At 69.9% G+C, this 23,078-nt stretch carries 22 protein-coding genes; 7 read left to right on the top strand and 15 right to left on the bottom strand.

Going from position 1 to position 23,078, the window contains the following annotated elements; genetic code table 11:
* Positions 1-70 precede the first annotated feature (70 nt).
* The 6 genes from dctP to KV106_RS14600 all read left to right on the top strand — a co-directional run bounded on the left by dctP (position 71) and on the right by KV106_RS14600 (position 4,984).
* On the top strand, positions 71-1,072 hold the full coding sequence (gene dctP / locus KV106_RS14625; RefSeq protein WP_261210835.1) for a TRAP transporter substrate-binding protein DctP: 1,002 nt from the start codon (positions 71-73) through the stop codon (positions 1,070-1,072).
* A gap of 126 nt (positions 1,073-1,198) precedes the next feature.
* On the top strand, positions 1,199-1,927 hold the full coding sequence (locus KV106_RS14620; RefSeq protein WP_261210861.1) for a TerC family protein: 729 nt from the start codon (positions 1,199-1,201) through the stop codon (positions 1,925-1,927).
* A 73-nt stretch (positions 1,928-2,000) separates the two neighbouring features.
* Positions 2,001-2,561 carry a gamma carbonic anhydrase family protein gene (locus KV106_RS14615; protein ID WP_057591942.1) on the top strand — a complete coding sequence of 187 codons (561 nt, stop codon included), beginning with the start codon at positions 2,001-2,003 and terminating at the stop codon, positions 2,559-2,561.
* 373 nt (positions 2,562-2,934) lie between these two features.
* A complete protein-coding gene (locus KV106_RS14610) occupies positions 2,935-3,351 on the top strand; it encodes an SEL1-like repeat protein (RefSeq protein ID WP_261210834.1) in 417 nt (138 codons plus the stop codon).
* Complete coding sequence (locus KV106_RS14605) at positions 3,335-3,541, top strand: hypothetical protein (protein ID WP_261210833.1); 207 nt, start codon at positions 3,335-3,337, stop codon at positions 3,539-3,541. Before KV106_RS14610 ends, KV106_RS14605 begins: the two co-directional genes overlap by 17 nt.
* Before the next feature lie 57 nt (positions 3,542-3,598).
* A complete protein-coding gene (locus KV106_RS14600) occupies positions 3,599-4,984 on the top strand; it encodes a glycosyltransferase family protein (RefSeq protein WP_261210832.1) in 1,386 nt (461 codons plus the stop codon).
* 4 nt (positions 4,985-4,988) lie between these two features.
* Here the strand turns inward: KV106_RS14600 and KV106_RS14595 are convergent, their stop codons facing one another.
* The 10 genes from KV106_RS14595 to KV106_RS14550 form a co-directional block, all read right to left on the bottom strand.
* Complete coding sequence (locus tag KV106_RS14595) at positions 4,989-5,450, bottom strand: GNAT family N-acetyltransferase (protein WP_261210831.1); 462 nt, start codon at positions 5,448-5,450, stop codon at positions 4,989-4,991.
* A 70-nt stretch (positions 5,451-5,520) separates the two neighbouring features.
* A complete protein-coding gene (locus tag KV106_RS14590; RefSeq protein ID WP_261210860.1) occupies positions 5,521-6,495 on the bottom strand; it encodes a CobW family GTP-binding protein in 975 nt (324 codons plus the stop codon).
* A gap of 16 nt (positions 6,496-6,511) precedes the next feature.
* Complete coding sequence (locus KV106_RS14585; protein ID WP_261210830.1) at positions 6,512-8,173, bottom strand: amidohydrolase; 1,662 nt, start codon at positions 8,171-8,173, stop codon at positions 6,512-6,514.
* Positions 8,174-8,222: 49 nt separating this feature from the next.
* Complete coding sequence (locus KV106_RS14580; RefSeq protein ID WP_261210829.1) at positions 8,223-9,257, bottom strand: ABC transporter ATP-binding protein; 1,035 nt, start codon at positions 9,255-9,257, stop codon at positions 8,223-8,225.
* Complete coding sequence (locus KV106_RS14575; protein WP_261210828.1) at positions 9,254-10,285, bottom strand: ABC transporter ATP-binding protein; 1,032 nt, start codon at positions 10,283-10,285, stop codon at positions 9,254-9,256. Before KV106_RS14575 ends, KV106_RS14580 begins: the two co-directional genes overlap by 4 nt.
* Position 10,286: 1 nt before the next feature.
* Entirely contained in the window at positions 10,287-11,207 is a 921-nt protein-coding gene (locus KV106_RS14570) for an ABC transporter permease (protein WP_208512634.1), read from the bottom strand.
* A 29-nt stretch (positions 11,208-11,236) separates the two neighbouring features.
* Positions 11,237-12,211: an ABC transporter permease gene (locus tag KV106_RS14565; protein WP_261210827.1), complete on the bottom strand. Its 975-nt coding sequence runs from the start codon at positions 12,209-12,211 to the stop codon at positions 11,237-11,239.
* Between the two features lie 12 nt (positions 12,212-12,223).
* On the bottom strand, positions 12,224-13,825 hold the full coding sequence (locus tag KV106_RS14560) for an ABC transporter substrate-binding protein (RefSeq protein WP_261210826.1): 1,602 nt from the start codon (positions 13,823-13,825) through the stop codon (positions 12,224-12,226).
* A gap of 209 nt (positions 13,826-14,034) precedes the next feature.
* A complete protein-coding gene (locus KV106_RS14555; RefSeq protein ID WP_057591953.1) occupies positions 14,035-15,483 on the bottom strand; it encodes an NAD(P)/FAD-dependent oxidoreductase in 1,449 nt (482 codons plus the stop codon).
* Positions 15,484-15,491: 8 nt separating this feature from the next.
* A complete protein-coding gene (locus KV106_RS14550) occupies positions 15,492-15,893 on the bottom strand; it encodes a nuclear transport factor 2 family protein (RefSeq protein WP_057591954.1) in 402 nt (133 codons plus the stop codon).
* Between the two features lie 149 nt (positions 15,894-16,042).
* Here KV106_RS14550 and pdxR point away from each other — a divergent pair, with 149 nt between their 5' ends.
* Positions 16,043-17,581 carry a MocR-like pyridoxine biosynthesis transcription factor PdxR gene (gene pdxR / locus KV106_RS14545; protein WP_057591955.1) on the top strand — a complete coding sequence of 513 codons (1,539 nt, stop codon included), beginning with the start codon at positions 16,043-16,045 and terminating at the stop codon, positions 17,579-17,581.
* A gap of 63 nt (positions 17,582-17,644) precedes the next feature.
* Here pdxR and KV106_RS14540 read toward each other — a convergent pair whose 3' ends face one another.
* The 5 genes from KV106_RS14540 to KV106_RS14520 all read right to left on the bottom strand — a co-directional run bounded on the left by KV106_RS14540 (position 17,645) and on the right by KV106_RS14520 (position 22,911).
* Positions 17,645-19,117, bottom strand: a complete 1,473-nt coding sequence (locus KV106_RS14540) for a DEAD/DEAH box helicase (protein ID WP_261210825.1) — start codon at positions 19,115-19,117, stop codon at positions 17,645-17,647.
* A 153-nt stretch (positions 19,118-19,270) separates the two neighbouring features.
* Positions 19,271-20,158, bottom strand: coding sequence for a KPN_02809 family neutral zinc metallopeptidase (gene ypfJ / locus KV106_RS14535; protein ID WP_057591957.1), 888 nt, complete (start codon positions 20,156-20,158; stop codon positions 19,271-19,273).
* Positions 20,159-20,293: 135 nt separating this feature from the next.
* Complete coding sequence (gene dcd / locus KV106_RS14530) at positions 20,294-20,860, bottom strand: dCTP deaminase (RefSeq protein WP_261210824.1); 567 nt, start codon at positions 20,858-20,860, stop codon at positions 20,294-20,296.
* A 68-nt stretch (positions 20,861-20,928) separates the two neighbouring features.
* Positions 20,929-22,215 (bottom strand): guanine deaminase, encoded by a 1,287-nt coding sequence (gene guaD / locus KV106_RS14525; RefSeq protein WP_057591959.1) that lies wholly within the window; start codon positions 22,213-22,215, stop codon positions 20,929-20,931.
* 159 nt (positions 22,216-22,374) lie between these two features.
* Positions 22,375-22,911 carry an Rrf2 family transcriptional regulator gene (locus KV106_RS14520; RefSeq protein ID WP_057591960.1) on the bottom strand — a complete coding sequence of 179 codons (537 nt, stop codon included), beginning with the start codon at positions 22,909-22,911 and terminating at the stop codon, positions 22,375-22,377.
* Between the last annotated feature and the right edge of the window lie 167 nt (positions 22,912-23,078).

Genomic DNA, 23,078 nt, shown 5'->3' with positions numbered 1-23,078 from the left:
CTATCGCGCCCGCGCGCGCGATGCCTACCATGCGGCACCGGGCCGATGCCCCGCACCGCTGGGAGACACCATGACGATTTCGACGCCGCGGCATCGCGCCCGCGGCTGGCTGTTGGCGCTCGCTTGCGCCGCGCTCGGCACGGGCGTGGCGCCTGCCCACGCGCAGGTGCTGCAGCTCAAATGGGGCCATGTCTATGAGCCTTCGAGCATCTTCCACCAGCAGGCCGAGCTCGCGGCGCGCAAGATCGCCGAGCAGTCCGAGGGAAAGATCAGGATCGAGGTGGTGCCCGCCTCGAAGCTCGGCCAGGAGAGCGACTACCCGCTGATGCTGGCCAACGACTCGGTGCAGATCGCCTATGTCACGGCCGCCACGCTGGCCGAGGGCTATGCGCCGCTGCGCCTGGGCAGCTATCCCTTCGCCTTCAAGGACCTCGACCACGTGCGCAAGTACCTCGCGAGCCCGCTGCTGGGCCAGCTCATGAAGGGCTACGACGAGCGCAGCGGCAACCACCTCGTGGCCTCGGTCTACTACGGCGCGCGCCAGGTCACCTCGAACCGGCCGCTCGCGCGGCCCGAGGATTTCCGCGACCTGCGGCTGCACGTGCCCGATGCCTCGGCCTACCAGCTGTTCGCCACCGCGCTCGATGCCAGGCCCGTGACCCTGCCCTACGTCGGCCTCCATGACGCGCTGAAGAAGAACGAGGTCGAGGCGCAGGAATATCCGCTGAGCACGGTGAAGGCCAAGAAGCTCTACGAGGTGCAGAAGTACGTGCAGCTCACCGCCCACGTCTACGACACGCTGGGCATCGTGATCGGCAAGGCCGCCTGGGCCAGGCTCTCGGCGCCGCAGCAGGCCATGGTCGAGAAGGTGCTGGTCGACGGCGCCAAATGGACCAACGTGGGCGTGATCGCGGGCGAGCTGGAAGACGAGCAGTTCCTGCGCGGCAAGGGCATGACGGTGTCGCAGGTCAACCGGCAGCCTTTTCTCGAGCGCATCGCGCGGCGCTCCACGCCCGAGCAACTGGGCGCGCGGCCCGGCGACTGGGCGAAGCTGCAGGCACTCGCCAACTGATCGCTCGCGCCTGTTGGCGAACCGGCCGCGCTGCTGCACACTGGCGAGCGGCATGCGCCCTGACCGCATTGCCGGGAGCACACCGTGGAATTCCTCCTGGACCCGAATGTCTGGATCGCCTTCGCGATGCTGACCGCCCTCGAGATCGTCCTGGGCATCGACAACATCATCTTCATCTCGATCCTGGTCGGCCGGCTGCCGCCCAATCAGCGCGACAAGGCGCGCCGGCTCGGGCTGGGCTTCGCGATGGTCTCGCGGCTGTTGCTGCTGTTCTCGCTGAGCTGGGTGATGGGCCTCACGGCCGACCTGTTCCACGTCTTCGGCCAGGGCATCAGCGGGCGCGACATCGTGCTGCTGCTGGGCGGCCTGTTCCTGCTCTACAAGGCCTCGCACGAGATCTTCCTCGAGGTCGAGGCCGGCGAGGAACACGGCCCCGATGCCGCGGAGGACGGGGGCGCGCGCAAGGCCGCGTTCTGGGGCGTGATCGGCCAGATCGCCATCATCGACATCGTGTTCTCGCTCGACTCGGTGATCACCGCCGTCGGCATGGTCGACCAGATCGCCGTGATGGTGGCCGCGGTGGTCGCCTCGGTCGGCGTGATGCTGGTGGCCGCCAAGCCGATCGGCGACTTCGTCGACAAGCATCCCTCGGTCAAGGTGCTGGCGCTGGCCTTCCTCGTGATGGTGGGCATGGTGCTCACGGCCGAGGCCTTCGACAAGCACGTGCCCAAGGGCTACATCTACGCGGCGATGGCCTTCTCGCTCGCGGTCGAGGCGCTGAACATCCGCGCGCGCGGCAAGCGCACCGCGGCGCGGGCGCTGAAGGCACGGGCCGAGGCGGGCAAGGCGCCCTGACCGGAACGACTCGCTAACGCATCTCTGTGGCATTATCCGGCCGCCACTCCAACGACGACCGACGAGATTCCACATGATCCGCAAGAACCCGCGCGGCGACCTGCCGCAGATCCATCCAAGCGCCTTCGTCGACCCGACCGCGATCCTCTGCGGCCTGGTCGTGGTGGAGGAGAACGTGTTCATCGGCCCCTATGCCGTGATCCGCGCCGACGAGACCGATGCGAACGGCCACATAGCCCCCATCGTCATCGGCGCGCACTCGAACATCCAGGACGGCGTGGTGATCCATTCCAAGTCGGGTGCGCCGGTGACGATCGGCGAGCGCACCTCGATCGCGCACCGCGCCATCGTCCACGGGCCGTGCCGGGTGGGCCAGGGCGTGTTCATCGGCTTCAACAGCGTGCTGTTCAACTGCGCGGTCGGCGACGGCAGCGTGGTGCGCTACAACGCGGTGGTCGACGGCTGCGAGCTGCCGCCGAACTTCTACGTGCGCTCCACCGAGCGCATCGGCCCCGAGACCGCCCTGGACGGACGGCCGACCGTCTCGGTGGATGCGAGCGAGTTCTCGGAGGACGTGGTGCGCACCAACAACGCGCTGGTGCAGGGCTACAAGAACATCCAGAACGAGTTCTAGGCTAGGGCCTGTTCACACTATGCAAGGGGTCGCGAAGCTCGCCAAAGCCCGCCCATCAAGGCGCGCGACGACGCGTGTGCGTCCGCACACGCTAGGAGCGCAACGCCGAGGGGCGGGCTTTGGCGAGCTTCCCTCCGGGTTGCCCCGCAAAGGGGCCGTCTGCGGCGTTGCCCGCGCTTGCAAGGCGGACGCCTTGCTGCGCGCGGGCGCCTTGCATCCAGCCCCTTTGCGGGGCAACGCGACCCCTTGGATAGTGTGAACAGGCCCTAGTGCCCTCAGCCTGCGCCATAGGCCGGCTGCGGAAATTCCAGTTCGACGCGCCGGCACGCGCGCGGGAAGATCGTGGCCACCGAACGCCACGAAGGAGCCCGCGATGCACCTCTCCCCGCCATTCCCCCACCGCGCCCTGCGCGCGATGCTCCTCGCGGTCGCGTTCGCCGCGGCCGCCAGTGCCTCGGCGCGCGACACGGCCGTGGCGGTCACGCCCGAACAGCGCTTCCAGCTCGCGCTCGAGGCCCAGTCCGCGCGCGACTACCGTTCGATGATGTCGCTGCTGCGCGAGGCCGGCGCCTCGGGCCACCGCGAGGCGCAGGAGATGCTCGGCGTGGTGCTGCTGGCCGGGCCGCTGCTGTACGGCAACGGCGTGCCCGCCGACCGCTGCGAGGCCCGCCACTGGGCGCGCGAGGCGGCGCGCCAGGGCAGCGAGGTCGGCCAGCACCAGCTGCACCTGCTCAACCGCGCGCGCAACGCGCCCATGGGCAGGGAGGCCTGCGATGCGCAGCGTTCCTGAGTTCGCGCGCGGGCTGCTCGCGCGGCACGGCGCGGTGGGCCTGCTGCAGGCCTGGCGCATGCTGCTCGCGGCGGTCGCGGTGGCGGCCTTCGCGGCATCGGTCGATGCGGGCAGCGACGAAGCACCGGCCGCCACCTGCACGACGGGCGACTGCGTCCGGGCCGCGGCCTGCGAGCATCCGTCGCGCTAGCGATCCGCGTCGAGGCACGGGGACGACAATGGGGCACGCCCCACTCGCCGCCCCCGCATGCCCTCCACCACGATCCTCTCCGTCTTCGCCCACCGGCCGATCGAGGGCCTGCTCGAGAACCACGCGGCCTATGCGGCGCGCTGGGGCTATGCGCACGAGGCCAGGGACAGCCTGCACGTGTTCGGCGACCGGCAGGCCGAGCTCTACAAGTACCACGCGATCTATGGCGCCCTGCTCGCGCTGGCCGAAGGCGGGCTGCTGCTGGTGCTCGACGAGTTCTCGGTGATCTACGGCCGGCAGAAGCTCGAGGACGTGGCACAGGGCCATGACTTCGTGGTCGTGTCGCAGGAACCCGGCGCCGGCCTGCCCACATCGAGCGGGATGATCCTGCGCAACACCGCCGAGGTCCGCGAGCGGCTGCGGCTGCTGGTGTTCCGTCTGTCGGTGAGCGTGGCGGGCGACCCGGACACGCTGGGCAAGTCCGCCGGCGAGCACCTGGGCGAGGCCTTCGCCGTGCATCCGCTCGAGAACCGCTTGGCCAACGGCTTCTACAGCAGCATCCAGGCCGTCTGGGACGGCGGCGGCCGCGTGGCCATCGACCAGTTGCCGAGGGTGGTGCCGCTGGTCGCGCATGCCGCGCCGCGCTGGGAACGCCAGCATGGCGTGTGGCTGCCGACCTATGGCTACGACTTCCGCTACGTCAGCGTGCTGCTCGAGCAGGCGCGGGCCTTCGAGGAGGAACGGCCGCTCGACCTGCCGGCGCAGTGGGAGCAGGCCGCGCAGGAGGCACGGGGAGGCGAGTTGCACCTGAACCCGCAGGCGAAGATCGCCTTCGTCTCGTTCTACGACGCCAAGGTCGCGGGCTACGGCCGCATCCACGAAGACAACCTCGCGCGCTACTGCGAGCGCCACGGCTATGCCCATCACCTCTATCGCGAGCTGCCGGCCTTCGTGCCGGCGGGCGTGCAGGCCAACTGGGCCAAGATGCATCTGGTGCGCGAGCATCTGGCGCAGCACGAGCAGCTGTTCTGGATCGATGCCGACATCCTCGCGATCAACCAGCGCCTCGGCGTCGAGGACGTGCTCGGCGCGCGCGACTTCGTGATCGGCATGGACCACAGTGCCTGGCCCGCGAACTCGGGGCTGATGGGCTTTAGGCCCGGGCCGCGCATGCGGCAGTTCGTCGACCATGTCTGCGCGGCCATCGAAACCGCGCCCGACAAGTCGAACGTCTATGCGGGCGGTGGCGACCAGGCCAGCGTGCTCGCGGGCATGCGCCAGTTCGGGCTCGAGAACGCCGAGCACGTGATCGACGCGATCTCGCTCGCGCCGGCGCCGATCTACGCGACCCGCGACAGCCGCTTCGTGCACTTTCCGTCGCAGATCAATGCCTACCGGGCCGAGGCGATGCGGGCCTGGGACCGGTGGAGCCACGAACGCTGAAACCTCAGACGTTCTTCGCAAAGATGATGAAGCCCGTGCGGTCCGCGACCTTGTCGTAGAGCCGCTGCCCCGCGAGATTGGTCTCGTGCGTCTGCCAGTAGACGCGCTTCAAGCCGGCCTGCCGCGCACGCTCGTACACGCCCTCGATCAACTGCCGGCCCACGCCCTGCCCGCGCAGCGAGGGCAGCGTGAACAGGTCCTGCAGATAGCAGGTCGGCTCAATGCGCGTGGTGCTGCGGTGGAACAGGTAGTGCGTGAGGCCGACCAGCCGGCCCTCGTGCTCGGCCACGAGCGCATGCACGGGCTCGTAGGTATCGAAGAAGCGCTGCCAGGTGGCCTGCGTGATCGCGTCGGGCAAGGCCGTCGGGCCCTCGCGCTCGTAGAAGGCGTTGTAGCCGTCCCACAGCGGCTTCCAGTCGGCGTAGTCGTCGCGCGTGGGCGGGCGGATCACGAGGGTCGGGTTCATGGCGTGTGCAATGCGCGGGTGCGCGTCGGGCGAAAAGCCGGCATTGCAACACGAACGGGCTGGGGCGCAGCTAAGGATTCGCTGAAGACGTCACGCTCAGGAAGAATTCCTCGAGTGCCGCTGCCGGCAGGTGGCCGCGCAGCCCGATCGCGACCACCGCCGCGCCTTCGGCATCGAGCGGCGCGGCAGCCCGCCGCAGCATGCCGTGGCGGCCCGCGTACTGGACTTCGGACCAGGTCTCGACACCGCCCTCGGCCTCGATCTTCAGCAGGCCCTTGAGCCGCAGCACGCCGGGCGGCATCGCGCGCATCCAGGCGCGCAAGGCCTCGGGCGCGAACGTGGCCGAAGGCCGGGCGCTCCAGGTCGCGAACTGCGCACCGTGGTCGGCGTGATGGCCATGATCATGGTCGCAGCCCGGCACATCGCAATGCGCATGCGGCCTTGCCTGCCCATGCAACCCCGAGGCCAGCGCGAGCGGCAGCTCGGACTGCGTGGTCGCGACTCGCGGCGTGCCCGGCACGGTCGCGTCGAGCCAGGCCATGCCGGCCGCCAGCGCCGCATCGTCCGCGATGTCCGTCTTGTTGAGCACCACGAGGTCGGCCGACTTCGCCTGCCGCGCGAGCGTGTCGGCCAGCAGCGGGTCGCGCGACTGCGCGGCGACCGCGCTCGCATCGACCAGCACCAGCACGGCCTGCAGGCTCAGCTCGGGCGCGGCCATGCCGATCTGCGCGATGCGCCAGGGGTCGGAGACGCCGCTGGCCTCGATCACCACGGCGTCGAACGGCGGCTGGGCGTCGATCGTGCCCTGCAGCGCGCGCCCGAGGTCGTCGCCGATCTGGCAGCAGACGCAGCCGTTGGTGAGCGCGACGGTGTCGCCATGGCGCGCGGCGATCAGGCCGGCATCGATGTTGAGCGCGCCGAAGTCGTTGACCAGCACCGCCATGCGCAGGCCCTCGGCCTCGGCCAGCCAGCGGTTGAGCAGCGTGGTCTTGCCGGCGCCGAGGAAGCCGCCGACGACCGTGAGCGGCAGGCGCCGCGCCGTCATCGCGGTCATCGCGCCCTCATGCCTCGAACACGCGGCCCGACAGCACCGTGCCCCAGACGCGCAGGTCCTTGAGCCGCATCGGGTCGATGGCCAGCGGATCCTCCTCGAGCACGCAGAAGTCGGCGCGCTTGCCGCATTCGATGCTGCCGATCTCGCCATCGAGCTTGAGGGTCCAGGCCGCGCCCAGCGTGATGGCGCGCAGCGCCTGTTCGACGGTGATGCGCTCGGCCGCGCCGAGCACGCGGCCCTTGGGCGTGACGCGGTTGACCGCGCACCAGGCGGTGAACAACGGGCCGAGCGGCGTGACCGGCGCGTCGGAATGGATCGCCAGCGGCACGCCGGCGGCGAGCGCGCTGCCGCAGGCATCGAGCCGGTTGGCGCGGTCGGGGCCCATGGTCATCTCGTAGTGCTGGTCGCCCCAGTACCAGATGTGGTTGGCGAACAGGTTGGCGCACAGGCCCAGCGCGGCCATGCGGCGGAACAGCGGCGCGTCGATCATCTGGCCGTGCTGCAGCGTGTGGCGGTGGTCGGGGCGCGGCGCGCGCGCGAGCACGCGGCCGATGGCGTCGATCGCGACCTCGCTGGCCTCGTCGCCGTTGGTGTGGGTGTGGATGGTGAGGCCGGCGCGGTGGTAGGTCTCGAAGTCGGCCTCGTACTGCGCGGGCGCGGTCACCCAGATGCCGTTGGGCGCGCCGTTGAAATGGCCGGGCCAGCGCAGCCGCGCCGAGAAGCCCTGGATCGAGCCGTCGAGCATCATTTTCACGAGGCCATAGCGCAGCCGGTCGGTGTTGCGCGGCATCAGCGCCTGTACATGCTCCGCGCCCTGCGCCGCGCCGTGCGTGCCGTGGAAGGCCTGGAACGCGGGCAGGATGCGCACCGCGAAATCCTCGGCGCCAGTGGCGCGCTCGAGCACGCCGCAGTCCTCCTCGGTGAGCTTGTTGACCAGGTCGGTGGCGGTGGTCACGCCCTGCATGCAGGCCAGCCGCGCGAAGGAGCGCACGCCGGCCTCGGTCATCGGCGCCAGCAGGCCGGCATTGCCGATCCTGCGCAGCACCAGGAACATCGCGGCCGGCTCCTGCAGCTCGCCGGTGGGCTCGCCCGCGGCCGGCCCGGCGGCGAACTTGACCACGCCCTCGACCTCGTTGTCGCGCGTGATGTCGGCGATGCGCAGCATCGCGCTGTTGACGTTCATCAGGTGGCCGTTGGCATGGCCGATGACGATCGGCCGCGTGGCGCTCGCGCGGTCGACGTGCTCCACCGTCATGCGCTCGCCGCCGAAATAGATCGGATCGAAGCCCCAGGCCACCAGCGGCTCGGACTCGGGCCGGCCCTCGGCCTGCATGCGCGCGGCGATCTCGGCCAGCCGCGCGACCACGGCCTCCATCGAGCGCAGGCCGCTCCAGACCTTGCCCTGCGGATCGCGCCGGTCGAACCAGCCGAGATACGCCCAGTCCCACATGCTGCCTTCCTTGAGGTGGCAGTGGCCCTCGACCAGCCCCGGCATCAGCACCTTGGACGCGAAGCGCTCGTCGAGCGCGAAGTCGCCCCAGGCGCGCATCTCGTCGAGCGAGCCGACCGCGAGCACGCGCCCGTCGCGCACCGCGACATGGGTGGCCTCGGGCTGCATCGGGTTCATCGTGAGGATCTTGCGGGCGCTGTAGACGGTGGTGGCGGTCATGGATTCGGGAAGGAGGATGGACGGGGCGCGACGCGATGTTCGCGCGGATTCAATCGGCTTGCAGGCGCAGGGGCGGCAGCGGCTGGCCGTCGGCCAGCCCGACGCGGCGGCAGCGCACCCAGTGGCCGGGCACCACCTCGCGCAGCGGCGGCGGCTCGGCCGCGCAGGCCGGCTCGGCCACCGGGCAGCGGCCGGCGAAGCGGCAGCCATGCGGCGGATCGATCGGGCTCGGCGGATCGCCCGTGAGCTTGATGCGGCCCGCGGCGCGGCGCCGGCCGCCGCCCACGGTGGGCACGGCCGACATCAGCGCCACGCTGTAGGGATGCAGCGGCTGCGCGAAGAAGGCGCGCCGCGGCGCGCGCTCCACGATCTGGCCCAGGTACATCACGGCGATGTCGTCGCAGATGTGCTCGACCACCGCCATGTCGTGCGAGATGAACAGGTAGGTCAGGCCCAGTTCGCGCTGCAGCCGCGCGAGCAGGTTGAGGATCTGCGCGCGGATCGCGATGTCGAGCGCCGACACCGGCTCGTCGCAGACCACGAGCTCGGGGTTGGTGGCGAGCGCGCGCGCGATGTTGATGCGCTGGCGCTGGCCGCCCGAGAACTGGTGCGGAAACAGCTGCTGCTGCTCGGGCCGCAGGCCCACGGCCTCGAACAGCTCGGCCACGCGGCGCGTGCGCTGCCCGGGCGTGCCCACCTGCATCAGGTCGAGCGGCGCGCGCACCGCGGCACCGGCGCGCTCGCGCGGGTTGAGCGAGGAGAACGGGTCCTGGAAGATGATCTGCATGCGCGTGCGCGAACGGCGCAGCGCCTCGCCCTCGAGCGCGCCGAGGTCGGTGTCGCCGAGCCGGATGCGGCCACCGGTCAGCGGCGACAGCCGCATCACGGCGAGCGCGGTGGTGGTCTTGCCCGAGCCCGATTCGCCGACCACCGCGAGCGTGCGGCCGCGGCGGATCTCGAAGGACACGCCGTCCACCGCCTTCACCACCTCGGGCTTGCGGCCCCAGCCGGCCCTGGCGCGCGGGAAGTGCACCTGCAGGTCGTCGACCGCGAGCAGCGTGTCCGCCGGTTCGATCAGGCTCATGCCGCCTCCTCCGCCAGCGCCTCGACATGCAGCCAGCAGGCCGCGCCGTGCGAGCTGCCGCCATCGCCGTCGCCGGCCAGCGCGAACATCGGCGGCACCTCGTGCGCGCAGCGCGGCATGGCATGCCGGCAGCGCTCGCGGAAGGCACAGCCGCTGCCCAGTTCCCAGATCGAGGGCACGACGCCCGGGATCTCGGCCAGGTCCTCGCGCGTGTCGTCGTCGAAGGCCGCGCTGCTGCCGAGTTCGGGCAGGCAGTCGATCAGGCCGCGCGTGTAGGGATGGCCGGGCGCGGACAGCACCTGGTCGGCGCTGCCCTGCTCGATCACGCGACCCGCATACATCACCATCACGCGGTCGGCCATCTCGGCCACCGCGCCCATGTCGTGCGTGATCAGCAGGATCGCCGTGCCCTTCTCGCGCTGCAGTTCGCGCAGCAGGTCGAAGATCTGCGCCTGCACCGTCACGTCGAGCGCGGTGGTGGGCTCGTCGGCGATCAGGATGTCGGGCCGGCAGGCCAGCGCCATTGCGATCATCACGCGCTGGCGCATGCCGCCCGAGAGCTGGTGCGGATACTCGTCCACGCGCCGCTCGGGCGCGGGGATGCCGACCTGGCGCAGCATCTCGATGGCGCGTTCGCGCGCGGCCTGCGCATCGAGGCCCGCATGCAGCCGCAGCGATTCGCCGATCTGGTCGCCCACGCTGAACACCGGATTCAGCGAGGTCATCGGTTCCTGGAAGATCATCGAGATGCGGTTGCCGCGCACCTCGCGCATGCGCGCGTCGGTGGCGCGCACCAGGTCCTCGCCCTGGAACAGCACGCGGCCGTCGCGGATGCGCCCCGGCGGCGAGGGAATGAGCCGCAGCAGCGCGAGCGCGGTCATGCTCTTGCCGCAGCCCGACTCGCCGACCACGCACAGCGTCTCGCCGGCGCGCAGCTCGAAGTCCACGCCGTTGAGCACCAGCGCCTGGCCGCGGCGGGTCCTGAATTCGACGTGCAGGTCCTGCACGCGCAGCAGTGGCTCGCTCATCTCAGCGCTCCCTCAGCTTGGGGTTGAGGGCATCGTTGAGTCCGTCGCCGATCAGGCTGACCGCGAGCACGGTGACGAAGATCGCGGCGCCCGGAAAGGCCACGGCCCACCAGCACGACAGCACGTACTGGCGGCTCGAGCCGATCATCAGGCCCCAGCTCATCTGGTTGGGATCGCCCAGCCCGAGGAAGGACAGGCCGGCCTCGAACAGGATCGCGGCGCCGATCGCCAAGGTGGCCGACACCACCAGCGGCGGCAGCGCATTGGGCAGGATCACCTTCCAGATGATGCGGGCGTCGCGCGCGCCGATGGCGCGCTCGGCGCGCACGAACTCCAGCCCGCGGTACTTGAGGAACTCGGCGCGCGTGAGCCGCGCGGTGCCGGTCCAGCTCACGACGCCGATGGCCAGCGTGACCGTGACCAGCGTGGGCGAGAACAGCGTCACCACCACCATCGCGAACAGCAGCGCGGGCAGCACCTGGAAGAACTCGGTGATCTTCATCAGCACCGCGTCGACCTTGCCGCCGTAGTAGCCGGCGAAGGCGCCGAGCGTGATGCCGATCAGCACCGACAGCAGCGCCGCCACCGCGCCCACCAGCAGGGTGGCGCGGCCGCCGTAGATCAGCGCGGTGAGCACGTCGCGCCCGAGGTAGTCGCTGCCGAGCCAGGCCTCCTCGCTGAACGGCGGCGTGAGCGGCGCGGCCTTGATCTCGAAGGGATCGGCCGGATAGAGCCAGGGGCCGGCGATCGCGACCGCGAGCACGATCAGCAGCAGCACCATGCCGGCGATGGCCGCGGGGTTGCGCAGGAACATGCGCGCGGCCTCGATGCCGGGATGCTCGGCGCGCGGGCCGGTGGCGGCGCTCGTGCGCGCGGGCGCCGCCGGCTTCGCGGCGGGCGCCGGGTCTGGGTCGAGGGTCATCGTGGAGGTCGCATTCATCGGGGGAGGCGTCACGCGGTCTTGATGCGCGGATCGATCAGGCGGTAGCAGAGGTCGGTGAGCTGGTTCATCACCACCACCACGATGGAGGAGAACAGCAGCACGCCGAGGATGGTCGGGTAGTCGCGCCGCAGCACCGAGTCGAAGGCCAGGCGGCCGAGCCCCGGCCAGTTGAAGACGGTCTCGACCAGGATCGCGCCCGCGAGCACGTTGCCGAACTGCAGCCCCAGCACCGTCACCACCGGCAGCAGCGCGTTGCGCAGCGCATGCTTGTAGAGCACCACGCGCTCGGCCAGGCCCTTGGAGCGCGCGGTGCGGATGAAGTCGGAGCCGAGCACGTCGAGCATCGACGAACGCGCGAGCCGGCTGTACTGCGCGAGATAGACCAGGCTCAGCGTGATCGTGGGCAGCACCAGGTGGTGCGCGACGTCGAGCACGTCGGCCAGGCCGCCGCCGGTGGCGTCGATGGAGCGCATGCCGGCCACCGGCAGGATCGGGAACACCGAGGCCAGCAGGATCACCAGCATGATGCCGATCCAGAACACCGGCGCCGCGAAGCCCACCAGCGACAGCACGGTGATGAACTGCGACAGCAGCCCGTTGGGCCGGCGCGAGGACAGCACGCCGAGCGCCGTGCCGACGATGAAGGCCAGCAGCACCGAACTGAGCACCAGCAGCAAGGTGGCGGGCACGCGCTCGGCGATCATCTGCGTGACCGGCAGGTTGAAGAAGTAGGAATAGCCGAGGTCGCCGCGTAGCACCTTGCCGAGGTAGACGCCGAGCTGCACCGGCAGCGGCCGGTCGAGGCCGTACTGCGTGCGCAGCTCGGCCATGAGCTCGGGTGACATGCCGCCGCTGGCGCCCGCGATGGTCTCGACCGGATCGCCCGGTGCCGCGTGCACCAGCACGAAGTTCAGCACCACCACCGCGAGCACCAGGGCGAGGCCCTGCAGCAGGCGCGAGGCGGCGTAGCGGAGCATGCCCATGTGCGCCCCGCCTTACTTGAGGTAGACCTCGTCGAGCGGCGACAGCGGCCCCCAGATGGTGGTCGGCACGTTGCCGACCTTCTTGCTGGTGATCGTGTGGTAGGGCACCTGGTTGATGAACTCGATCGGCAGCTCGTCGGTCACGATCTTCTGGAAGGTGGCGTAGTAGGCCTTGCGCTGCGTCGGGTCGGTCAGGCCGCCGGCGGTGTTGAGCAGCTCGTCGACCTTCGGGTTGGCATAGGACTGGGTGTTGGTCCAGACGATGGGCTTGATGTTGGTCGACAGGTACGTGCGGTGCACGCCGATGATCGGATCGCCCCAGTTGAAGACCGCGTCCATCGACATGTCGAAGTCGTGCGTGGCCAGCCGCTTGGCCCAGGCCGGGAAGTCGGCCGAGGCGCGCACCTCCACCGTGATACCCACCTTCTTGAGCTGGCCGCGCACGTACTCGGCCACGTTCTTCTGCTGGTCGTCGCCGCCGGGCAGGTAGTCGATGGTGAGCTTGAAGCGCTCGCCGCTGGCGCCGGCCTTGTAGCCCGCGGCATCGAGCATCTCGCCGGCCTTCTTGAGGTCGAGCGGATAGCGCACCAGGTCGTTGACCGCGAACGGGCTGCTGGCCACCAGCGGGCCGTCGGACACGGTGGCGAAGCCGCCCATCAGCGCCTTGGTGATGAAGTTCTTGTCGATCGAGTGCGCGATGGCCTTGCGCACCTGCAGGTCCGACAGCGGCTTCTTCGCGGTGTTGAAGGCCAGCCAGTTGAGCGGGCCGATGCCGTCGTAGCCCTTGGGCGTGAGCGAAACGCGCGGATCGCTGGCGAAGCGCTTGAGGTCGGTGGGCAGGGTCGCGAAGGGCAGCATCTGGATGTCGCCGCGTTCCACGCCGAGCACCAGGCTCGCCATGTCGGGCGTGATGCTCACGATGACCTTGTCGAGGTACGGCTTGTTGGGCAGGAAGAACTTGTCGAAGCGCTCCATCACGATGCGCTGCGAGGGCTTGAACTCGGTGACGCGGAACGGGCCCGAGCCGACCACGTCGGTGCTGTTGCGCGGATGGTTCTTGAGGTCGGTGCCGTCGCCGTAGACGTGCTTGGGCAGGATCGGGCACAGCGCGGGCGACATCGCGAGCACGATCGCCGGATGCGGCGCGCTCATGCGGATGATGGCGGTGTAGGGATCGGGCGTGTCGACCTTCTCGACCGGGCCCAGCATGGTGGTGAAGGGATGGTTGGCCTTGATGGCCATGATCGAGAACGCGACGTCGGCCGAGGTGATGGGCTTGCCGTCGTGGAACACGGCGTTCTTGCGCAGGTTGAGCGTGAGCGACTTCGCGTCGTCGGCGAGCTTCCACGATTCGGCCAGGTAGGGCTGCGGGTTCCACTTGTCGTCGAAGCGCAGCGGGCTCGCGAAGATCTGCGCCGAGGGCAGCGCGGTGGCGATGCCCGACTGCACGGCGCCGTTGAGGTGGCGCGGCGTCTGCGTGCTGCCGATCACCAGCGTGCCGCCACGCTTGGGTTCTTGCGCGGCGGCCGGCAGGGAGCACAGCGCGAGCGCGGCCAGCGAGGCCGCCGACAACAGGGTGACACGGCGCGTGAAGCGGGAGAGCGGAAACGGCATGCGGGACCTCTGGATGGCTACTCGAAGATGAAGCGGCGCGCGGTGCGGCGCCGACGAGATCGACGATAGGCCCGCGAACAGGTGCCACGAAGAGCCACGTGGCACCGATCCGCAGGGCCAGACGCTGCGGGTTTGCCCCGTTGTGCGGCGTGCGATGCGCCGTTTGCGGGAAGGCGCACCGGATGCGGGAGCGCGATGGCGCTCGCGCGCTACTTCTCGTCCTTGAGCCAGTACCACTTGTAGAGCATGCGCTGGCCCATGCGGCGGAACGGCGCGAAGGCCTGCGACTCGACCAGGCCCATCACGTTGGGGAAGGGCAGCGGCGAGTCGTAGATCGGCAGCTCGAACACCTCGCGGCCCGCATCGCGGCCCGCGATGCGCTCGGCCAGGCGCTTGCCGGCCCAGGTCGAGAACGAGACGCCGTTGCCGCCATAGCCCACCGCGTACCAGATCTTCTTCGACGCATCGGGCTGCGTGATGCGCGGCATCATGTCGTGGCTCATGTCGACCCAGCCCCACCACGAGTGGTCGATGCGGATGTTGGCGAGCGGCGGGAACTTGCGCGCGATCGCGTCGGTGAGCAGCTTGAGGTGCACCGGTGCCTCGGCATCGGCGCCGCTGACCGAGCTGCGGCTGCCGATCTGCAGCCGGTTGCCCTCGAGCAGCCGGTAGTAGAAGCGCAGCGTGCGCGTGTCGGTGAGGAAGGTCTTGGAGCGGAAGTTGGTGGCCTTGAGCTCGGCCTCGGTGAGCTCGCGCGTGACCACCGAGTTCGAGAGGATCGGCATCACGCGGTTCTTCAACAGCGGGCTCAGCGCCTGGCCCGTGTAGCCGCCGGTGCACACCGCCACGCGGCGCGCGCGCACCGTGCCGCCGGGCGTGCGCAGGTGGTGCACGCCGTCGATGGTCTGCCAGCCCTGCACCGGGCTCGAGGTGTGGACCTTCACGCCGAGCGCGCGTGCGCGCCGCAGCAGGCCGAAGGTGAACTTCAGCGGATGGATGCCCACGCCCTCGGCCTCGAACATCGCGCCCACGGTCTCGCGTTCGTCGCAGTAGTCGCTGCGCACTTCCTCGGCGCTCATCATGCGCGTGGCATAGCCGAAGGTGTCGCGCATCAGCGCGGCCTCGGCGGCGAGCACCGGCAGCTTCTCGCGGCGGTGCGCGAGGTAGAGGTGGCCGCCGTCGAAGGCATCGCAGTCGATCTGCTGCGTGAGCGCCTTGAAGTTCTCGAAGCCCGCGCGGATCTCGGCGTCGAGCTTCTTCGCGGTATCGAGGCCCCAGCGCGCGATCCACTGCGAGCGCTTGAGGCGGCCGCTGGCGTTCTGGCCCTGGCCGCCGCTGCGGCTCGAGCAGCCCCAGGCCGCCTGGTTGGCCTCGAGCACGGTGGCGCGGATGCCGTGCTCCTGCGCGAGGTAGAGCGCGGTCGACATGCCGGTGGCGCCCGAGCCCACGATCGCCACGTCGACGTCGATGTCCTGCACCAGCGGGCCGTCGTCCTCGGGCGGCGTGCCCGCGCTCGCAACCCACCAGGTGGGCGCATAGGCGCGGCCGGCGCCGGGGTCGGGCGCGAGCAGCGGGTCGTAGCGCGGGTCGTAGGGCCGCGAGGGCGTGGCGGGCACGGGCTCGGCGGAAGCGAAGTGCGTGGCGGTACCGGTCGTCATGGCCTTGTCTACTTGGCCGCGGGCAGGTTCGGCCTTGCCTTGCGGAACACGTTCTTGAGCTGGATCTTCCCGTCCTTGAAGGTGAAGACGTCGATGCCATCGGTCTCGATGCGGCTGCCGTCGGCGGCGGTGCCGGTGAAGGTCCACTGCGAGGTGCCGAAGTCGCCGTGCACGAAATGCACGCCGTCGATCCACTGCGCGTCGGGCACGGCCTGCCAGGCGGCCGCGAAGGCCTTGCGCACGGCCTCGGTGCCCGTGTGGCGGGTGCCGCAGGCATCGGGGCCGGCGGCGGTCTGGAACACGCAGTCGTCGCTCATGAAGCTCATCAGCGCATCGATGTCGTGGCGGTTCCAGGCCGCGCTGAAGGCGGCGAGGGTGTCGGTGGTCACGGGCGGGAAAGAAGAGGACATGGCGCTCGGATTGAAGTCTTTGGGGAATGAATGGAGCCGAGGGTAGGCAGCGGGCGGGACGCGCGATAGGGCCAGATGCGGGGATTCGACCGAGCCAGAGCGCACCGGCATGCGCGCTCGCCAGAGGCCTGCCCTAAACTGCGGCGACCATGGCAAGCCATCCCCGAGCCACCCAGTGGGCGCAGCTCTTCGCGCTGCCCGACCAGCCCGCGCTGCCGCTGCAGGCGCGGCTGCGCGCCGCGGTGGTGCAGGCCATCCTCGAGGACCACCTGAGCCCGGGCGCGTCGCTGCCCTCCTCGCGCGAGCTCGCGGTGCTGCTGGGCCTGAGCCGCAACACCGTGACCTCGGCCTACCTGCAGCTGATCGACGAGGGCTTTCTCGAGGCGCGTCCGCGCAGTGGCGTGTTCGTGGCGCGCAATGCGCGCCCGCCCGCGGCGGCACCGGCCGAACCGCTGGTGGGGCGCAGCGGGCAGTCGGGCCAGCCGCCCGACTGGTCGCAGCGCGTGCTGCGCTCGCTGGTGGACCAGCCCACGCTGTCCAAGCCCGAGCGCTGGCGCGACTATCCCTATCCCTTCGTCTACGGCCAGCACGACCCGCTGCTGTTTCCGACCGAGGACTTCCGCGAGTGCTGCGCGCGCAGCCTGGCGCGCTCGCAGCTGCAGCACTGGACGCCCGACTTCGAGACCGACGACGTGCCCGACCTGATCGAGCAGATCCGCACGCGCCTGCTGCCCAAGCGCGGCGTGTTCGCGCTCAAGGAGGAGATCATCGTCACGCTCGGCGCGCAGCATGCCTACTACCTGCTGGCCGACACGCTGTTCGACACCCACACGCGCGTGGGCCTCGAGGAGCCCGGCCATCCGCATGCGCGCAACAGCTTCTCGCTGCGCCAGCCCAGGTGGGTGGAGGTGGCGGTGGATGAAGACGGGCTGGTGGTCGATGCGCTGCCCGCGGCCGACTACCTGTTCGTCACGCCCTCGCACCAGAGCCCGACCACCGCCACCCTGAGCCTGGAGCGCCGCCAGTGGCTGCTGCGCAAGGCCGAGCTGCAGGACTTCGTGATCATCGAGGACGACTACGAGGCCGAGAACCTCTACGAGGGCACGCCGATGCCGGCGCTCAAGAGCCTGGACAAGACCGGGCGCGTGATCTACGTGGGCTCGGTGTCGAAGAGCCTGTCGCCCGCGCTGCGGCTGGGCTTCATCGTGGCGCCGCGCGCGCTGATCAAGGAGCTGCGCGCCATCCGCCACGCGATGGTGCGGCATCCGAGCGCGTTCCTGCAGCATGCCTATGCGCTGTTCCTCTCGCTGGGCCATCACGAGTCGCATGCGCGGCGCGTGAACCATGCGATGCAGGAACGGCTCGCGCTCGCGGCGCAGGCGCTGCGCGACCACCTGCCCGATTTCGAGTTCAGGCTGCCGCAGGGCGGCGCGTCGCTGTGGGTGCGCGCGCCGGCCTGGGTCGACGCGGGCGAGCTGTCGCTGATGGCGCGCAGCCACGGCGTGCTGATCGAGGCCGGCGACGTGTTCTTCGCGAAGCCGCCCTATCCGTGTCCGTTCTTCCGGCTGCGGCTGTCGTCGATACCGGCGGCGCAGATCTCGGCCGGCATCCGCGCGCTGGGGCTGGCGGTGGAAGAGCTCGCGGCCGCGCGCGGCGAGCGCCGTCCCGCGGGCGGACGCACGCACTGAGGAAGCGCCCATGAAAAAGGCCGCGACATGCGCGGCCTCGTTGCTGGGCGATCGGCGAGCCGGTCAGCTCGGCTCGGGCGTCTTGAACAGCGCCGGGATCTTGCGCTTGCTCTTGATGTTGCTCGACACGCCGGTGCGCGCGGGCGCGGACTTGGCCGCGGCTTCCCAGGCCGGCGCGGCCTCGCTGTTGCTGTTGCCGGGCTCGTAGGGCTTGTCGAAGAAGGGATCGCGCGGCGCCGAGGGCGCGCGATGCGGGCGTCCGCCGCCGCGCCGCGCATCGCTGCCGTAGCCACGTTCGCGCGGCTGGTCGAGCACGTCGCGCGCATCGCCGGCCTCGCCCTCTTCGCGCCAATGACGGCGGCCGTCGTTGATGCGGCCGCGCGGGCGGTCTTCCTCGAACTCGACCGGCTCGAGCTCGATCTTCTTCTTGATCAGCTTCTCGATGTCGGCCACCAGGCGCGCATCGTTGCCGCCGCTCGCGAAGCTCACGGCCAGGCCCGAGGCGCCGGCACGGCCCGTGCGGCCGATGCGGTGCACGTAGTCCTCGGCGTTGAACGGGATGTCGAAGTTGAAGACCGCGGGCACGTCCTTGATGTCGAGGCCGCGGGCCGCGACGTCGGTGCACACCAGCAGGTCGACCTCGCCGGCCTTGAAGGCGGCAAGCGCCTTCAGGCGCTCGTCCTGGCTCTTGTCGCCATGCAGCGCCGAGGTGCGCAGGCCGTCGCGCTCGAGCGTGCGCGCGAGACGCGCGCAGCCCAGCTTGCTGTTGACGAACACGAAGGCCTGTGTGATGCCGCGCTGGCGCACGATCTGCTTGAGCGCGCGGCGCTTGTCGTCGTCGGACACGCTGTAGAAGTGCTGCTCGACGGTGGAGGCGGTCTCGTTGGGACGCGCCACCTCGATGGTCACCGGGTTCTGCAGGTAGCTGCCGGCCAGGCGCTTGATCTCGGGCGAGAAGGTGGCCGAGAACAGCAGCGTGGTGCGCTGCTTGGGCAGGTAGCTGAGGATGCGCTGCAGGTCGGGCAGGAAGCCGATGTCGAGCATGCGGTCGGCCTCGTCGAGCACCACGTACTCGACCTGGTTGAGCACAGCGTTCTTGGCCTCGATGTGATCGAGCAGCCGGCCCGGCGTGGCCACCAGCACCTCGACGCCCTTCTTCAACTCCAGCGTCTGCGGCTTCATGTCGATGCCGCCGAACACCACCGTGCTGCGCAGGTTGGTGTACTTGGCATAGAGCTTGATCTGCTGCGCCACCTGGTCGGCGAGTTCGCGCGTGGGCAGCAGCACGAGGGCCCGCACCGGATGCCGCGCGGGCGAGGTGGAGGCGTTCTCGTGCTTGAGCATGCGCTGCAGCAGGGGCAGCGAGAACGCCGCGGTCTTGCCGGTGCCGGTCTGCGCTGCGCCCATCACGTCCTGGCCCGAAAGCACGACCGGAATGGCCTGCTCCTGGATTGGCGTCATGGTCTCGTAGCCCATTTCGGCCACGGCACGCGCCAGCGGAGCCGCCAGCGATAGGTTGGAGAAGGAACTTGTCATTGAGCCCGCTATTGTCGCACTGCCGCAAAAAACGGCAGTGACCGCGCGATGACAACGTCCGCTTTCACGGCATTGCTATTTATTCAATAGCAAACAACGGAGCACTGGCGCGCGGTCCAAGATGTCGCGCTGTCAGGCAATCGTGTGCAACCATCAGAGGTTGCGCGCGTTGAAGGTGTCGCAGGCCTGCACGCTGCCCGTTTGATAGCCGGTTCCGAACCAGCGCTGGCGCTGCGCGCTGGTACCGTGCGTGAAGCTGTCGGGCACCACCGCGCGCCCCGCGGAGCGCTGCAGGGCGTCGTCGCCGATCTTCTGCGCGGCATTCATCGCGGACTCGATGTCGCCCGGGTCGAGCCACTTCTTCGACTCCTGCGAGTGGTGCGCCCAGATGCCCGCGAAGCAGTCGGCCTGCAGCTCGACGCGCACGCTCATCGCGTTGTTCTGGCTCTGGCTCAGGCGCCGGCGCATGCCGTCGACCTTGGCCGTGATGCCGAGCTCGTCCTGCACGTGATGGCCGACCTCGTGCGCGATCACGTAGGCCTGCGCGAACTCGCCCGGCGCGCCGAGCTGGTTCTTGAGCGTGTCGTAGAAGCCGAGGTCGATGTAGACCTTCTTGTCGCCCGGGCAGTAGAACGGCCCCATGGCCGATTCGCCGGTGCCGCAGGCCGTGGGCGTGGCGCCGCGGAACAGCACGAGGCGCGGCGCGTGGTAGGTGCCGCCGTTCTTCTGGAAGATGTCGCTCCAGACTACCTCGGTGTTGCGCAGCACGGTGCTGACGAAGGCGGCCTCGCGGTCGTTGGCCGGCGGCTTGGGCGCCGGGCCCTGTTGCTGCTGCTGCACCGGTGCCGGGCCGCCGCCACCGCTGAGCAGGCTCAGCACGGTGAGCGGATTGATGCCGAAGACCCAGCCCGCGATCAGCGCGACGGCGATGGTGCCGATGCCGATCCCGCGGCCGCCGATGAAGCCGCCGCCACCACCACCGCCACCCTCGCCGCGGCGGTCTTCCACGTTGTCGGATTGCTCGTTGCCTTCCCATCTCATCGCACGCTCCTTGCCGGCCTCTTGCTGGGGTTTTGGCCGGTGATCGCCGGATGGTAGCGGCCCCGGCGCGCGCCGGGGTAACCGGGCGTCAGCGCAGGCCGCGCGCGCATGGCGGAGGCGCGCTCGAACGCCGGATCAGGTCTTGGGCAGCGTCACGCCGCGCTGGCCCTGGTACTTGCCGCCGCGGTCCTTGTAGCTGGTCTCGCAGACCTCGTCGCTCTCGAAGAACAGCACCTGGGCGCAGCCCTCGCCCGCATAGATCTTGGCCGGCAGCGGCGTGGTGTTGCTGAACTCGAGCGTCACGTAGCCTTCCCATTCAGGCTCGAAGGGCGTGACGTTGACGATGATGCCGCAGCGCGCATAGGTGCTCTTGCCCAGGCAGATGGTCAGCACGTTGCGCGGGATGCGGAAGTACTCGACGGTGCGCGCCAGCGCGAAGCTGTTGGGCGGGATGATGCAGTAGTCGCCGCGCATGTCGACGAAGCTCTTCTCGTCGAAGTTCTTCGGGTCGACCACCGTGCTGTGGATGTTGGTGAAGACCTTGAATTCGGGCGCGCAGCGGATGTCGTAGCCGTAGCTCGAGGTGCCGTAGCTGATGATCTTGTGGCCGTCGGACTCGCGCACCTGGCCGGGCTCGAAGGGCTCGATCATGCCGTGCTGCTCGGCCATGCGCCGGATCCATTTGTCGCTCTTGATGCTCATATGCGGTCGCTGCTGCGGGGGGAACGGGCGCGAATTGTGGCACGGCAGGCAGCGCCGCCCTGCCCCGCCTACCCAGCCTGCGAGATCACCGTGCGCTCGACCAGCCGGTCGTCGCCCAGCACGATCAGCGCGAACAGCAGCTCCTCGAGGCCGTTCGCCCGCGCGGTCTTGCGCTCCAGCAGCGGCGTGGCCTTGGGATTCAGCACCAGGAAGTCGGCCTCGCAGCCCGGCTGCAGGTTGCCGACCACGCCGTCGAGCCCCAGCGCGCGCGCCGCGCCGCCGGTGTGGCGCCACCAGAGTTCCGAGGGCGCGATGCTCAGGCCGGCCTTGGTCTGGCCCTCGCGGCCCACGTAGTAGGCGGCCATCATGGTGTGGAAGGGGCTGAAGCTGGTGCCGCCGCCCACGTCGCTGGCCAGGCCGTAGGGATGGCCCACCTGGTCGGCCTTGCCGAAGTCGAAGAAGCCGCTGCCCAGGAACAGGTTGCTGGTCGGGCTCACGGCCGCGGCGGTCTTCGTCTCGCGCAGCAGCGCGCGGTCGGTGTCGTCGAGGTAGATGCAGTGCGCGTAGACGGCGCGCTCGCGCATCAGGCCGAAGCCGGCATAGACGTCGAGGTAGGAACGCGCCTGCGGATACAGCTCGCGCACCCAGGCCACCTCGTCGCGGTTCTCGGCCACGTGCGACTGGATCCAGGTGTCGGCGTACTTCGCGGCCAGCTCGCCGGCGCCGCGCATCTGCGCGTCGGTGCTCGCGGGCGCGAAGCGCGGCGTGATGGCGTAGCCGAGCCGGTCGACGCCGTGCCACTTGCGGATCAGCGCCTCGGAATCGATCAGGCTCTGCTCGGTCCGGTCGCGCACGCCGTCGGGCGAGTTGCGGTCCTGCAGCACCTTGCCGGTGATCATGCGCAGGCCGCGGCGCCGGGCGTCCTCGAAGAAGGCATCGACCGAGGCCACGTGCGAGGTCGCGAAGGTCAGCGAGGTGGTGACGCCGTTGCGCAGCAGTTCGTCGAGGAAGAAGCCGGCCACTTCCTTCGAATGGGCCGGGTCGGCGAAGCGGCTCTCGGCCGGGAAGGTGTAGTTCTCGAGCCAGGGCAGGAGGCCCGGCGAGGGCGAACCGATGATGTCGGTCTGCGGGAAATGGATGTGCATGTCCACGAAGCCCGGCGCGAGGATGCGCCCCGGCAGGTGCGTGGTGTGGACCTCGGGATGGCGCGGCGCCACGGCGGCGTGGCTGCCCGCATCGAGCACGCGCTGGCGGCCGGCGGCATCGGGGCCGACGACCAGCAGGCCGTCTTCGTCGAACTGGGGAAGACCTGCGGCATCGAAGCGCAGCAGGGAGGCGCGGTAGGCTTTTTTCATCGTGGAGACCGAGCGTAATGCAGCCTCGCGCCGCCGCAATTTCCATGCGCGTATGAGCGCTATATGGCGCGCCGCCTGCGGGTTATCCCGAGGCCGGGGCCTGGAAACGGCGAAGCCGGGCCATGGCGGCCCGGCCGGAAAACCCCGATGCCCGCGGTCTCAGGACTTCGCGAGCACCTTGCCGAGCGCGAACACCGAGTTCGGCACGTTGGTCGGGCGGGCGACGCTGGGCGCGGCCTGGCGCGAGGTCGCGTGACGGACCACCGCGGGCGCCTTGGCCTGGGTCGCGTTGCGCGCGAGCTGCTCGTCCATCAGGTGCTGCAGCGTGACCGAATCGAGGAACTCCACCATGCGGCTGTTGAGCGATGCCCAGAGCTCGTGCGCGGTGCAGCGCACGCCTTCTTCCTCGCTCGCGGAGGCCGAGGACGGCGCCGCTTCGGCGGCATCGACCGCGAACACGATGTCGGCCACCGTGATGCGGGCGGCCTTGCGGCCCAGCGAGTAGCCGCCGCCCGGGCCGCGCGTGGAGGCGACCAGTTCGTGCCGGCGCAGCTTGCTGAACATCTGCTCCAGATAGGACATCGAAATCTTCTGCCGCAGGCTGATGGCAGCCAGCGTGACCGGACCGGTGGTCTGGTGCAGGGCCAGATCGATCATGGCGGTGACCGCAAAGCGGCCCTTGGTGGTGAGACGCATCTCATCTCTCCTTCGTGCTTCTTGTAGACGTGAGGCCATTGCGGCCCCGGGGCGAAGCTTCCTTTGTTGTTATGCGTTCTTCCAGAAACTCGACGCCGGAGTATCGGGCCTCGCGGACCGACTACCGGCAGATCCCGCCATTGTCGGCGAAAGATCTGCCTTTTTGG

It is taken from the genome of Variovorax endophyticus (assembly GCF_025376855.1).
GTDB lineage: Bacteria > Pseudomonadota > Gammaproteobacteria > Burkholderiales > Burkholderiaceae_C > Variovorax.
The sequence above is the reverse complement of the archived record's forward strand: the minus strand, read 5'-3'. Positions and strand labels throughout refer to the sequence as shown.